12 protein-coding genes are annotated in these 12,447 nt (G+C 71.4%); 4 read left to right on the top strand and 8 right to left on the bottom strand.

Translation table 11 applies throughout. The features are described 5' to 3' along the window. Positions 1-52: 52 nt before the first annotated feature. Positions 53-706, top strand: a complete 654-nt coding sequence (msrA, locus tag ACFQ2D_RS15595; RefSeq protein WP_280942874.1) for a peptide-methionine (S)-S-oxide reductase MsrA — start codon at positions 53-55, stop codon at positions 704-706. 74 nt (positions 707-780) lie between these two features. Here msrA and rnk read toward each other — a convergent pair whose 3' ends face one another. From rnk to ahpC, 4 genes are all read right to left on the bottom strand, one after another. Beyond that, the gene (rnk, locus tag ACFQ2D_RS15590; protein WP_280942875.1) at positions 781-1,191 is read right to left on the bottom strand and encodes a nucleoside diphosphate kinase regulator; all 411 of its coding nucleotides are present in this window, start codon (positions 1,189-1,191) and stop codon (positions 781-783) included. A gap of 137 nt (positions 1,192-1,328) precedes the next feature. Then, the gene (locus ACFQ2D_RS15585; RefSeq protein ID WP_280942876.1) at positions 1,329-2,285 is read right to left on the bottom strand and encodes a LysR substrate-binding domain-containing protein; all 957 of its coding nucleotides are present in this window, start codon (positions 2,283-2,285) and stop codon (positions 1,329-1,331) included. A gap of 19 nt (positions 2,286-2,304) precedes the next feature. Then, entirely contained in the window at positions 2,305-3,897 is a 1,593-nt protein-coding gene (gene ahpF / locus ACFQ2D_RS15580) for an alkyl hydroperoxide reductase subunit F (RefSeq protein ID WP_280942877.1), read from the bottom strand. Between the two features lie 180 nt (positions 3,898-4,077). Further along, positions 4,078-4,641, bottom strand: coding sequence for an alkyl hydroperoxide reductase subunit C (ahpC, locus tag ACFQ2D_RS15575; protein ID WP_280942878.1), 564 nt, complete (start codon positions 4,639-4,641; stop codon positions 4,078-4,080). Between the two features lie 390 nt (positions 4,642-5,031). Between ahpC and prmC the strand changes: the two genes are divergently transcribed. Then, positions 5,032-5,874 (top strand): peptide chain release factor N(5)-glutamine methyltransferase, encoded by an 843-nt coding sequence (gene prmC / locus ACFQ2D_RS15570; RefSeq protein ID WP_280942879.1) that lies wholly within the window; start codon positions 5,032-5,034, stop codon positions 5,872-5,874. 73 nt (positions 5,875-5,947) lie between these two features. Beyond that, positions 5,948-6,895, top strand: a complete 948-nt coding sequence (pip, locus tag ACFQ2D_RS15565) for a prolyl aminopeptidase (RefSeq protein ID WP_280942880.1) — start codon at positions 5,948-5,950, stop codon at positions 6,893-6,895. A 9-nt stretch (positions 6,896-6,904) separates the two neighbouring features. On the opposite strand, the gene ACFQ2D_RS15560 is transcribed toward pip, so the two are convergent. The 4 genes from ACFQ2D_RS15560 to ACFQ2D_RS15545 are packed head-to-tail and all read right to left on the bottom strand — an operon-like array spanning position 6,905 to position 9,818. After that, positions 6,905-7,702, bottom strand: a complete 798-nt coding sequence (locus tag ACFQ2D_RS15560) for an N-formylglutamate amidohydrolase (protein ID WP_280942920.1) — start codon at positions 7,700-7,702, stop codon at positions 6,905-6,907. Continuing rightward, entirely contained in the window at positions 7,683-8,237 is a 555-nt protein-coding gene (locus ACFQ2D_RS15555; protein ID WP_280942881.1) for an NUDIX hydrolase, read from the bottom strand. The genes ACFQ2D_RS15560 and ACFQ2D_RS15555 overlap by 20 nt, the downstream gene beginning before the upstream one ends. After that, entirely contained in the window at positions 8,234-9,181 is a 948-nt protein-coding gene (locus ACFQ2D_RS15550; RefSeq protein ID WP_280942882.1) for a 5'-3' exonuclease, read from the bottom strand. The genes ACFQ2D_RS15555 and ACFQ2D_RS15550 overlap by 4 nt, the downstream gene beginning before the upstream one ends. A 37-nt stretch (positions 9,182-9,218) precedes the next feature. Continuing rightward, positions 9,219-9,818 (bottom strand): nitroreductase family protein, encoded by a 600-nt coding sequence (locus ACFQ2D_RS15545; protein WP_280942883.1) that lies wholly within the window; start codon positions 9,816-9,818, stop codon positions 9,219-9,221. A gap of 64 nt (positions 9,819-9,882) precedes the next feature. Here ACFQ2D_RS15545 and ACFQ2D_RS15540 point away from each other — a divergent pair, with 64 nt between their 5' ends. Continuing rightward, positions 9,883-12,351 carry a DUF1631 family protein gene (locus ACFQ2D_RS15540; protein WP_386795707.1) on the top strand — a complete coding sequence of 823 codons (2,469 nt, stop codon included), beginning with the start codon at positions 9,883-9,885 and terminating at the stop codon, positions 12,349-12,351. Positions 12,352-12,447 lie beyond the last annotated feature (96 nt).

Genomic DNA, 12,447 nt, shown 5'->3' with positions numbered 1-12,447 from the left:
AGCGCCGGTGCCCGGCCGCATGTCAGTCCCTCCACCCACCTGGAGTCGCGCGATGCTGGGAATCGGAGCCTGGAAACAACGCCTGCCGCAGCCCGGAGACGCCCTGCCGGGACGGGACACGCCGTTGGCGCTGCGGGTCAACCGGCACCACGTGCTCGATGCGCCGCTGCAGGATCGTTTCGAGGGCCTGCAGCAGGTGCAGTTCGGCATGGGCTGCTTCTGGGGCGCCGAGCGCAAGTTCTGGTCGCTGCCCGGCGTGGTGTCGACCGCCGCCGGTTACGCGGGCGGGCAGACGCCCAACCCGACCTATCGCGAAGTGTGTTCGGGCCAGACCGGGCATGCCGAGGTGGTGCTGGTGACCTTCGATCCGGCGACACTGGCGTTCGAGACGCTGCTGCAGGCGTTCTGGGAAAACCACGATCCCACCCAGGGCATGCGCCAGGGCAACGACGTGGGCACCCAGTATCGCTCGGCGATCTACTGCACCACGGCCGCGCAGCATGCGCAGGCGCTGCGCAGCCGCGAGGCCTTCGGGCAGCGCCTGCGGGAGGCGGGATACGGTGCGATCACGACCGAGATCGCGTTCCCGGCGCCGCCCTTCTATTACGCCGAGGACGAGCACCAGCAGTATCTGTCGAAGAATCCGGCCGGCTATTGCGGCCTGGGCGGCACCGGCGTGAGCTGCCCCGTAGGACTCGCCGGCTAGCCGGTCCGCGCCCGCGGGACGGGCGCGGACGGCGCGTGGAGGATGCGCGCCGGCCGGGCCGGCGCGGGCATTCCTCAGGTCGCGGCCGGGTGCACGGCGGTGACGCGCAGGCGCAGCACGCGGCCCTGCGGGGTGTTCCAGTCGATCGACTGCCCGACCGACAGGCCGAGCAGGGCGCTGCCGACCGGCGCCAGCACCGAGATCCGGCCCGCGCCCGCGTCGGCCTCGTGCGGCAGCACCAGGGTCAGGGTGTGCTGCTCCCCGCTGTTCTCGTCCACGCATTCGACGCGCGACTGGATGCCGACCACGTCGGCCGGCATGTCGGCGTCGTCGACCACCTCCGCGCGGGTCAGCTCGCCGAGCAGCGCTTCGGCGGTGGCGTCGTTCTGCCAGCGCGGCGAGTCGAGCAGGGCATCCAGCCGCGCCGCGTCGCGGCGGGAGACGACGATCGGGGGCGGCAGGCCGCCGCTGGATTGGGAAGTCATGTGGTCTTGCTCCGTGACAGGTCCGGGCGGGCGGGGGCCAACCCAAAGAAAAACGGACGGCGCGTCTGGCGCGTCGCCCGCTTCGTGGTGCCTCTAACGTAGCGCTCCCGGCGGCGCGCTTCAAGTGGTCCGGCGGGTCAGAGCATGTCGGGGGGTGGTGGTGGCGCGACGCTGCGTTCCGGCACGGTGCCCGGCGCGGCCAGCAGGGCCGGGGGGAGGGTCCGGAACACGCCCGCCAGCCCGGCGAGGAAGCCGGACATGGCCGAGCTGCGGCGCCAGAGCATCGCGATCTCGCGGCTGGGCTGGGTGCCGCTGAACGGCAGCACCCGGATATGCGGCGGCTGGCTCACCGGCGGCTGCACCGCCAGCGCGGGCAGCAGGGTGATCCCGACGTTGGCCGCCACCATCTGCCGCAGCGTCTCCAGGCTGGTGGCGCGGAACTCGCTCTTCTCGTGCGCGCCGGCCAGCTGGCAGACCTCGAGCGTCTGCCGGCGCAGGCAGTGGCCGTCCTCGAGCAGCAGCAGGTTCTCGCTGGCCAGGTCGTCCACGCTCAATCCGGGCTGGCGGGCGAGGCGATGCTGTTCGGGGACCGCCAGCAGGAACGGCTCCTCGAACAGGTATTCCTGGTGCAGCTGGTCGTCGTGCACCGGCAGGGCCAGGATCGCCGCGTCCAGCCGCCCGTCGCGCAACCGCGCGAGCAGTTCGTCGCTCTTCTCCTCGACCAGCAGCAGCTGCAGGTCGGGATAGCGCGCGCGGATGGTCGGGATGACATGCGGCAGCAGGTAGGGACCTAGGGTCGGGAAGATACCCAGGCGGACCGCGCCCGCTTCCGGCCGCTGGCTGCGCCGCGCGGCCTCCTTCATCTGCTCGACTTCGGAGACCACCCGGCGCGCGCGCTCGACGATCTCCGCGCCGATGGGGGTCAGCATCACCTTGCGCGGCGCGCGCTCGATCAGCGCCACGCCCAGTTCGTCCTCGAGCTTGCGGATCTGGGTCGACAGGGTCGGCTGGCTGACGAAGCTGGCCGCGGCCGCGCGGCCGAAGTGGCGGTGGTCGGCGACCGCAATCAGGTACTTGAGGTCGCGCAGGTTCACCGTCCGGCTCCGGTGGCGCTCAGGCCGCGTGGGCTTCGACCGGGGTCGGCGCGGGCGCCGAGGTCCGGATCAGGTGGTCGAACGCGGCCAGCGCCGCCTTGGAGCCTTCGCCCATCGCGATCACGATCTGCTTGTACGGCACCGTGGTGCAGTCGCCCGCGGCGAACACGCCCGGCACGCTGGTCTGGCCGCGGTCGTCGACGACGATCTCGCCGCGCGGGCTCAGTTCCACCGTGCCCTTGAGCCACTCGGTGTTCGGCAGCAGGCCGATCTGCACGAAGATGCCCTCCAGTTCGACACGGTGGCTGTCGCCGCCGACGCGGTCCCGGTAGACCAGGCCGGTGACCTTCTGGCCGTCGCCCAGCACCTCGGTGGTCTGCGCGCTGGTGATGATGCGGACATTGGCCAGGCTGCGCAGCTTGCGCTGCAGCACTTCGTCGGCGCGCAGCTTCGAATCGAACTCGAACAGGGTGACGTGCGAGACGATGCCGGCCAGGTCGATGGCCGCCTCGACGCCGGAGTTGCCGCCGCCGATCACCGCCACGCGCTTGCCCTTGAACAGCGGGCCGTCGCAGTGCGGGCAGTAGGCCACGCCCTTGTTGCGGTACTGGTCCTCGCCGGGCACGCCCATCTGGCGCCAGCGCGCACCGGTGGAGAGCACCACCGTCTTCGACTTCAGCGAGGCGCCGCTTTCAAGCTTCACCTCGACCAGGCCATCGGCACCGGCCGGCACCAGGGCGGTGGCCTTCTGCAGGTTCATCACGTCCACGTCGTACTCGCGCACGTGCTGTTCGAGCTGCGCGGCGAGCTTCGGACCTTCGGTATGCGGTACCGAGATGAAGTTCTCGATCGCCATGGTGTCGAGCACCTGGCCGCCGAAACGCTCGGCCGCCACGCCGGTGCGGATGCCCTTGCGCGCGGCATAGACCGCGGCGGCCGCGCCGGCAGGGCCGCCGCCGACCACGAGCACGTCGAACGCGTCCTTGGTCGCGATCTTCGCGGCCTCGCGTTGGGCCGCGCCGGTGTCGAGCTTGGCGACGATCTGCTCCAGGCTCATGCGGCCCTGGTCGAACAGCTCGCCGTTGAGGAAGATCGAGGGCACCGACATCACCTGGCGCGCCTCGACCTCGTCCTGGAACAGGGCGCCGTCGATGGCGACGTGCGAGATGTTCGGGTTCAGCACCGCGGCCAGGTTCAGCGCCTGGACCACGTCCGGGCAGTTCTGGCAGCTGAGCGAGTAATAGGTCTCGAAGCGGAATTCGCCATCCAGCCCGCGCACCTGCTCGAGCAGCTCGGGTGCGGCCTTGGACGGATGTCCGCCCACCTGGAGCAGCGCCAGCACCAGCGAGGTGAACTCGTGGCCCATCGGCAGGCCGGCGAAGCGAAGCTGGATATCCTGGCCGGGCGAGGTCAGCGCGAACGAAGGCTTGCGCTCGGCGTCGTCGCGGCGCACCTCGACGCTGATCAGCGACGACTGCGCGCGGATGTCCTCGAGCAGTTCGAGCATCTCCTTCGAGCTGTCGCCATCGTCGACCGAGGCGACGATCGCGACCGGTCGCTGCAGGCGTTCGAGGTAGGCCTTGAGCTGGCCCTTGAGATCGTTGTCGAGCACGTGGGACTCCTGGGGGAGGACGCTGCGGAAGCGGATCGGAACCGACGCCGGCTTGGCTTGCCGCCGGACGAGGGGAGGGGTTTCCAGCCGCGGGCTGGGCCGGCATCGGCTCCGATCCGCTCCCGCGCCGCGAATGCGGCACGGGGCGGGGTGTCGCGATGGATCAGGCGTGAAGCCGGATCAGATCTTGCCGACCAGGTCCAGCGACGGCTTCAGGGTCTTCTCGCCTTCCTTCCACTTGGCCGGGCAGACCTCGTTCGGGTTGGCGGCGACGAACTGGGCGGCCTTGAGCTTGCGCAGGGTCTCGCTGACGTCGCGGGCGATGGCGTTGTCGTGGATCTCGACGGTCTTGATCACGCCTTCCGGGTTGATGATGAAGGTGCCGCGCAGGGCCAGGCCTTCCTCCTCGATGTGCACGCCGAAGGCGCGGGTCAGCTGGTGGGTCGGGTCGCCGACCAGCGGGAACTGGGCCTTGCCCACCGCCGGGGAGGTTTCGTGCCACACCTTGTGCGAGAAGTGGGTGTCGGTGGTGACGATGTAGACCTCGGCGCCCGCCTTCTGGAACTCGGCGTAGTTGTTCGCCGCGTCCTCGACCTCGGTCGGGCAGTTGAAGGTGAAGGCCGCCGGCATGAAGATCAGGACCGACCACTTGCCCTTGAGGCTGGCGTCGGAGACTTCGATGAACTCGCCGTTCTGGTAGGCGGAGGCCTTGAACGGCTTGATTTCGGTGTTGATCAGGGACATGGGCACCTCTGTGGTTGCGGATGGACGTGCTTCGACCGGGAGTGCGATCGACGGAGGAATGATAGACATCGACTATCAATTAGTGAAATCAAATGTATTTATTCTTTCAATAGATAAAATCTATCAGATTTGCCGCAAATTTCAAGTCATGGGTCCACCGAAGTGCTTGCATCCGTTTTTGCAGTGCAGCATATTTCGTCCACGCACTGCAGTCCGGGGTGACGCAGGTTCGGAGCCTCCGGGGCAGTGCAGGGCATCGGATCCGGCGTGCCCGCACGCCGATCCCGCCGAGTTCCGTATTCGTTCCTCCCTCCCACACGCGTACGGAATCTTTGAAGGCGGCTTCGGCCGCCTTCACTTTGTCCGGGCGCCAGGCGGGGCGCCGCTACGATGCCTGCCATGACCCGTCCCACGACCGTTCGCCGCCTGCTCGAGGAAGCGCGCCCCCGCGTGGACCCCGAGGATGCCGCGCTGCTGCTGTGCCACGTCCTCGGCCGCCCGCGCGGCTGGCTGTTCGCGCACGCCGACGATCCGGTGGCGGACGCGGACGAGGAAGCCTTCGCATCGCTGCTGGCGCGGCGCGCCCGGGGCGAACCGGTCGCCTACCTGTGTGGCCGGCGCGGCTTCTGGACGCTTGAACTGGCCGTCACTCCCGACACCCTGATCCCGCGCCCGGAAACCGAGCTGCTGGTGGAACTGGCGCTGCAACGCCTGCCCGCCGGGGGCGCCGCCGACATCGCCGACCTCGGCACCGGCAGCGGCGCGATCGCACTGGCCCTGGCGAGCGAGCGTCCGCACGCGCGGGTGACGGCGACCGACGCGAGCGCCGCCGCGCTGGACGTGGCACGGGACAACGCAGCCCGACTGGGCCTGGGCAACGTCGAGTTCCGGCAGGGCGACTGGTTCGACGCCGTGGCGGGCCGTCGCTTCGACCTGGTGGCCAGCAATCCGCCGTATATCGCCGACGACGATCCGCATCTGCACATGGGCGACCTGCGCCATGAGCCGCCTGCCGCGCTGTCCTCCGGTCCGGACGGGCTCGACGCGATCCGCGCGATCACCGCGGCCGCCCCGGCCCATCTCGTGCCGGGCGGCTGGCTGCTGCTCGAACACGGCTGGGACCAGGGCGCCGCGGTGCGCGCGCTGCTGCTGGCGGCGGGCCTGTCCGAGGTCGCCACCCATGCCGACCTCGAGCAACGGGACCGGATCAGCCTCGGGCGCCTGCCTGCATAGCGGCTCGCGGTACGCGGTCGCGCGGTTGCGGCGCTGCCACTAGACTGGCGCGAACGATGATTGGAGGCGCCGCATGCGCACGCTGTACCCCGAGATCGCGCCCTACGACACGGGCAGTCTGCAGGTCGACGACCGCCACGCGCTGTACTACGAGCAGTGCGGCAACCCGAAGGGCAAGCCCGTGGTGCTGCTGCATGGCGGGCCCGGCGGCGGCTGCAACGCCAAGATGCGCCGTTTCCACGATCCGGCGAAGTACCGCATCGTGCTGTTCGACCAGCGCGGCTCGGGGCGGTCCACGCCGCACGCCGACCTGGTCGACAACACCACCTGGCACCTGGTGTCCGACATCGAGGCGCTGCGCGAGCACCTGGGCATCGAGCGCTGGCAGGTGTTCGGCGGTTCCTGGGGTTCGACGCTCGCGCTGGCCTACGCGCAGGCCCACAGCCTGCGCGTGACCGAACTGGTGCTGCGCGGCATCTTCATGCTGCGCCACTGGGAACTGCAGTGGTTCTACCAGGAAGGCGCGTCGCGCCTGTTCCCCGAGGCCTGGGAGCAGTACATCGCGGCGATTCCCGAGGGCGAGCGCGACGACCTGATCGCCGCGTTCCACCGCCGCCTGACCTCGGACGACGAGGGCACCCGCCTGGCCGCCGCGCGCGCCTGGAGCGTCTGGGAGGGCGCCACCTCGTTCCTGCACGTCGACCAGGACTTCGTCACCGGGCACGAGGACGCGCAGTTCGCGCTCGCGTTCGCGCGCATCGAGAACCACTACTTCACCCACAAGGGTTTCTTCGAGGTCGACGACCAGCTGCTGCGCGACGCCTATCGCATTGCCGGCATCCCGGGGGTGATCGTGCACGGCCGATACGACGTGGTCTGCCCGGTGCAGAACGCCTGGGACCTGCACAAGGTCTGGCCCAAGGCGGAGCTGGTGATCACGCCGACCTCCGGCCATTCGGCATTCGAGGCCGAGAACGTCGACGCGCTGGTGCGCGCGACCGACGCGTTCGCCGGCGCCTGAGGCGCCGGCTCAGGCCGGAGCGAAGCGCGACTGCAGGCGCGCGAACAGGCGCGCCAGGCGCTCGGCCCAGGCCTGCTGCCCGCGGGCATCGGCGATCAGGTCCTGGCGGATTTCCAGCTCGACGTGCGGCAGCCCGCGCCGCTCGGCGTGCACCGGGATCGCGTAGTCGGTGGCGTCGCTGACCGAGTAGGGCTGGTTGTCGCCGACCACGAGGTCGCCCTCGGCGCGCAGCAGCTCCAGCAGGGCATGCGCCAGCCGCGCGTCGCGCTGGTACAGCACGCCGGCGTGCCAGGGCCGGCGCTGTCCGCCCATCTCCGGCGTGAAACTGTGCATCGCCACCAGCAGCGTGGGGCGCGACGCGGCTGCGCGCTCCTCCAGTTCGGCTTCGATGCGTGCGTGGTAGGGGCGGAAGATCCCGTCGATGCGGCGCTGGCGCGCGCCGGTGTCGATGCCGGCGTTGCCGGGGACATCGGTGCCATCGCTGCGCTCGACGATCGAGCCGGGCGCGTCGAGCGGGCGGTTGCAGTCGATCACCAGCCGCGAATAGGCCTGCAGGATCGCGCACGCGTCCAGGCGTTCGGCCAGTCGCGCGGTCACGCCGGCAATGCCGATGTCCCAGCCGATGTGGCGGTCGAGTTCGCGCCGAGGCAGGCCGAGCATGGAGAGCGACGCGGGCACGGCCTGGCCGGCGTGGTCGGCGATCAGCAGCCAGGGCGACGCGCCGCCGGCGTGCAGCACCTCGACCGGCGCGGGGTCGCCCGGGCCGAGCAGCCCGGCGGCCCCCGGATCAGCGACGCGGCGAGCCATCGGGCTCATGGTCGATCATCCACAGGCCGGCCCAGAGCTTGAGATCGAGCTCGTAGCCTTCGGCGTGCTTGCGCATGAGCCAGGCCGGTGCGTCCCTGCGCGGCACCGCGTGGACCACGATGTCCTCGTCGTCCACGCCGCCGCCGTCGCCGACCTTGCGCAGGTCGAGCGCGCGCGCGAAAGCGATGCGCTCGTTGCTCATGCCCGAGGAGGTCGGCCCGACCAGCAGCACGTCCACGCGGCCGGCGTCCCAGCCGGTTTCCTCCACCAGCTCCCGGCGCGCGGCCGACTCCAGCGTGTCCACGTCGTGGCTGTCGCCGACCAGGCCGGCGGGCATCTCGATCGTGCGGGCGCCGAGCGGCACCCGGTACTGGTCGACGAACAGCACCTCGTCGTCCGGGGTGACCGCGATCACCAGCACCGCCATGCCGTCGCGGCCGTGGGTGCGTTCGCAGGACTCCCAGCGGCCGCGCCGGACCAGGCGCAGCCACTGGCCCTCGTACAGCAGCTCGGCGTCTGCGGGAGGCGCGTTCATGCAGGAAGGGCTCCTTCTTCCCAGGCGGCATCGGCCGCCGGTGGCGTGTAATCGAGGCCGGCGGCCGCGTACAGCCGGCGCCGGGTCAGCGGGCCGAAACGCAGTTGCTCGCAGAGCCCGGCGACGGCGTCGGCATCGGCGGCCGCGCGCGCGAACGACGGAGCGGCATCGCCCAGCGGCGCATCGCAGGAGATCGTGGTCAGCTGCCGGCACAGCAGCGCCTGCTCGCGATGCTGGCGCAGGCGCGCCGCGGCCTGGGCAGCGCCGCGCAGGCGCAGGAACGGGACTTCATCGACGCGGGCCAGCAGGGCATCCAGCGAACCGAAGTGCGCCAGCAGCACCGCGGCGGTCTTGGCGCCGATGCCGGGCACGCCGGGAATGTTGTCCACCGCATCGCCGCACAGGGCCAGGTAGTCGGCGATCTGCCGCGCGTCCACGCCGTGGCGGGCCTTCACCCCGGCCGCGCCCCAGCGCTGGCCGCGGGCGAAGTCCCACTGCTCGTCGTCCGCCTCGAGCAGCTGCGAGAGGTCCTTGTCGGCCGAGACGATCAGGCCGCGGTGGCCGAGCGCGCGCGCGCCGCGCAGTGCGCTGCCGATCAGGTCGTCGGCCTCGTATTCGCCGTGGGCCAGCACGTTCAGGCCGAGCGCGCCGGCCAGCGCCTTGCAGTGCGCGAACTGGCGGCGCAGCTCCTCCGGAGCGGGCGGGCGGTTGGCCTTGTAGGCCGGGTACAGGGCGTTGCGGAAACAGCTGTCCAGCGCCTCGTCGAAGGCCACGGCGATGTGGCGCGGCCGTTCGCGCTCGACCAGCTCCAGCAGGAAGCGGGCAAACCCGTGCACCGCGTTGCTGGGCCAGCCATCGGCATCGCGGAACTGGTCGGGCATCGAATGCCAGGCGCGGAAGACGTAGAGGCTGGCGTCGACCAGGTACAGGGTGGGGCGGGTCATGCCGGCATTGTAGGCGCCGGCCTCCGCGGTTGCCGGGTCATTCGCCGAGCACCAGGTCCTGCAGGAGCGATCGCGGGTCGGGGCGGTTGCGCTCGGGCGCGTCCTGCAGCGGCGTGCCGATGTGGATGAAGCCGGCCACCTGCTCGTGCTCGGCCAGCCCCATCAGCCGCTGGGCCTGCGTGTCGTGCGCCGGCCAGCCGGTCAGCCAGCAGGCGCCGAACCCCAGCGCCTGGGCCGCCTGCAGCAGGGCGAAGCAGACGCTGCCGGCGCTGAGCAGGCGCTCGACCTCCGGGATCTGCGCGTCCGCCGGGTCCATCACCGCCACCACCACGACGACCAGGGGGGCATGGGTGAACCGCTGCCGGTCCTTGTCCAGGGCGGCAGGCGGGGCATCCGGGTCGCGCGCCAGGGTCAGCGCGGCCAGCGCCTCGCCCAGGCGCACCGCGCTCTCGCCGGCCACGCGGATGAAGCGGAACGGAACCCGCTTGCCGTGGTCCGGCACCCGCACCGCGGATTGCAGCATGCGCAGCAGGGTGGCCTCGTCCGGCCCGGGCGGGGCGAGTTGCCTGGCGGGGACGGAGCGGCGCTGGTCGAGCGCGGCCAGGGCGGTGTCGGAGTTATTTGCGGATGCAGTCACAGACTGTGCAGGGTGAAAACTGAATGATGGCGGGGCGTCTAAATCCAGCGCATTGTCCCCCAGAATGATGCCTCGTTCCGTTCCGACAGGTCAGCCAGCCGGCCGGGCAGATCCCGCGCGGGCGCCTGCCCGGGTCCTGGAGACGCTGAAGCACGAGGCCATGACCGAGCTGGGCGGCATCCTGTCCGGCTTCTGGAGCGCGATCGAGGAGCAGGTGCGGCTGGCGGCCCTGGCCGGACACGACTATGTCGCCGCGCAGGAGGACCGCGTCGCGGTGATGGCGCTCAGCCATCGCGCGCTGGAGCTGGCCACCCGCTTCCGCGAGTCGATAGAGAAGGAATTCGCGCGCTGGCTGGACCCCGACGAGTCGCCGCAAAGCGAGCGCTCGCTGACCCTGATGTCGGAGTCCGAACTGGAGATCCACCTGGCCGGGCAGCAGATCGTCGAGCTGCTCGACCACCAGTTCCTGCACCCGCTGGCCCAGCTCGACGAGCGCCTGCGCCAGCTGTCGGAGGCGCTGGGCATCAGCCGGCGGCGGCCCAACCCGCTGCGCCCCGAAGTGGCGGTGACCGCCTTCGTCGCGCTGTTCGACGAGGACGACCTCACCACCGGCCTGCGCTCGATGGTGTTCCAGCAGTTCGACAAGCGCCTGCCCAAGGTGCTGGGCGAGCTGTACGACAAGGCTAACGCCACCCTGGACGCGGCGGCGTTCAGCGCTGCCGCGCAGGCGCGGCAGGCGCCCCCCGCGCAGCGTCCGGCGCCGCGCGCGCCAGCACAGGAAGCCTCGGGAGAGTGGGTCCCGGACGGCGGCGTGGTGCCGCATTCGGGTCCCGCTGGCGGTGCCGCGGCGCCCGGCGGCCAGGGCGGCTTTGCCGGCCAGGACGGCGCCAGCGGTGGCTGGGGCGCCCCCTCCGGCGGCGCGATCGGTGGCGACGCGCCGGCCGGGACGTCCGCGAACGCCTACGGCGGCGAAAGCGCCGCGACCAGCCGCGTGCGCGAACAGGTCGTGGCCGACGCGCTGGCCAGCGGACGGCCGTTGCGCTACCGCGACCTGGTGCGCGACCAGCTGCGCGCCTGGCGTGCGCGTGCCGCGGACCTTGTCGATGCCGCGCCCGCGCAGGGGCTGGGTCGGTCCGCGATTCCGGCCGTGCCCACCCAGTCCGCGCCCTCCGGCGGGCACGTGCTGGACACCCAGGAACTGGTCAGCCTCGCCTCGCTGCTGCAGGGCGACGACCCGGCGCCGTTCGAGAAGGTGCTGGCCGGCGAGGATTCGCGCCCGCTGGCCGACGTGATCCGGCATTCGCTGCTCGATGGCGTGCGCCAGATCGGGTTCGACCCGGCGCATACCCATTTCAGCGGCGACGAAGAGGACGCGATCGACCTGATCGGGATCCTGTTCCAGTCGCTGTTCGACGCCAACGACCTGGTCGGCGACGCGCGCCAGCTGTACGGCAAGCTGGTGGTGCCGTACCTGAAGGTGGCGCTGACCGACGACTCGTTGTTCAACCGGCGCAGCCATCCCGCGCGCCGGCTGCTGGACGCGGTGACCGAAGCCTGCGACGGCAACGAGGGCAAGACCCCGCAGGACCAGGAAACGCTCAACCAGGCCGGGCACGCGGTCGACCGCGTGGTCGAGGAGTACCAGGACGACCAGGCGATCTTCGAGCTGGCCGCCGCGGAACTGCGTGACCATCTCGACCAGCAGCGCCGCCGGGCCGAGCTGACGGAGAAGCGCGCCGCCGAGGCCATCCACGGCCGCGAGCGCCTGCAGCAGGCCCGGCGCAGCGCCGCCGACCTGGTGGCCTCGCGCCTGGCCGGGCGGCCGCTGACCGCCGCGGTCGCCCATTTCCTCGACCGCCACTGGCGCCACCACCTCACCCAGACCTGGCTGCGCGACGGTGCCGAGTCCGAGCGCCACCTTGCCGCCATCAACCTCGGCGATGCCATGGTGCAGGTCGATGTCGATGCCGCCGAGGTGCGTGGCGCGGTCGTCGCACGCCAGCTGCTGGCGCTGCAGGTGCCGCTGGGCGAGTGCTACGCCAACTGCGGCATGGAAGCCGGCAGCGCGCGCGACGCGATGGCGCGCATCATCTCCGCGCTGGCGCTGCCCGATACGCCGCGCACCGTCCACCAGCCGCAACTCGACGATGGCGAGCCGGCCGAGGGCGACGGCGTGCTGCGCGTGGCCGGCGGCAGCGCCCAGCTCGAGTTCGATCCGGCGATCGCCGCACGCATGCGCCGCCTGCGCGTCGGCCAGGGCCTGCGCCTGGTGGACGAGGACGGGCAGGAAAGCGCCGGCCGCATCGCCTGGATCAGCCCGCTCACCGGCCGCTTCCTGATCGTCAACCGGCGCGGCCTGCGCAAGACCGTGGTCTCGCCCGAGGAACTCGCGGCGATGGTGGCGCAGGGCACGGCGCAGGTCCGATCCGTCGACTCGCCGTTCGACGAGGCGATGAAGCAGCTGTGGCAGCGGATCAACGCGGCGGCCGAAGAGGCCGCGACCCAGCCGCCGCTGCAGCGCCGCCACGGCTGAGCGGCGCTGCCGGCGTCCGGGCCGGCAACCGGTTTTCCCCGCCCCGCCATCGCATCGCGCCTGCCGGGGCGATTCGCTAGGATGGCTGCGACTTCC

Origin of the sequence: Luteimonas composti, from assembly GCF_042678665.1 — a bacterium.
In the GTDB taxonomy this organism is placed as follows: Bacteria; Pseudomonadota; Gammaproteobacteria; order Xanthomonadales; family Xanthomonadaceae; genus Luteimonas; species Luteimonas composti.
Note: the sequence above shows the minus strand (reverse complement) of the source record. Positions and strands in the feature narration are given on the sequence as shown.

Coding starts and splice junctions, on each gene's coding strand:
- ahpC (WP_280942878.1), bottom strand. CDS start 4,641: ATGTCCCTGATCAACACCGAAATCAAGCCGTTCAAGGCCTCCGCCTAC.
- ACFQ2D_RS15540 (WP_386795707.1), top strand. CDS start 9,883: ATGATGCCTCGTTCCGTTCCGACAGGTCAGCCAGCCGGCCGGGCAGAT.
- ACFQ2D_RS15560 (WP_280942920.1), bottom strand. CDS start 7,702: ATGGCTCGCCGCGTCGCTGATCCGGGGGCCGCCGGGCTGCTCGGCCCG.
- ACFQ2D_RS15555 (WP_280942881.1), bottom strand. CDS start 8,237: ATGAACGCGCCTCCCGCAGACGCCGAGCTGCTGTACGAGGGCCAGTGG.
- msrA (WP_280942874.1), top strand. CDS start 53: ATGCTGGGAATCGGAGCCTGGAAACAACGCCTGCCGCAGCCCGGAGAC.
- pip (WP_280942880.1), top strand. CDS start 5,948: ATGCGCACGCTGTACCCCGAGATCGCGCCCTACGACACGGGCAGTCTG.
- ACFQ2D_RS15550 (WP_280942882.1), bottom strand. CDS start 9,181: ATGACCCGCCCCACCCTGTACCTGGTCGACGCCAGCCTCTACGTCTTC.
- rnk (WP_280942875.1), bottom strand. CDS start 1,191: ATGACTTCCCAATCCAGCGGCGGCCTGCCGCCCCCGATCGTCGTCTCC.
- prmC (WP_280942879.1), top strand. CDS start 5,032: ATGCCTGCCATGACCCGTCCCACGACCGTTCGCCGCCTGCTCGAGGAA.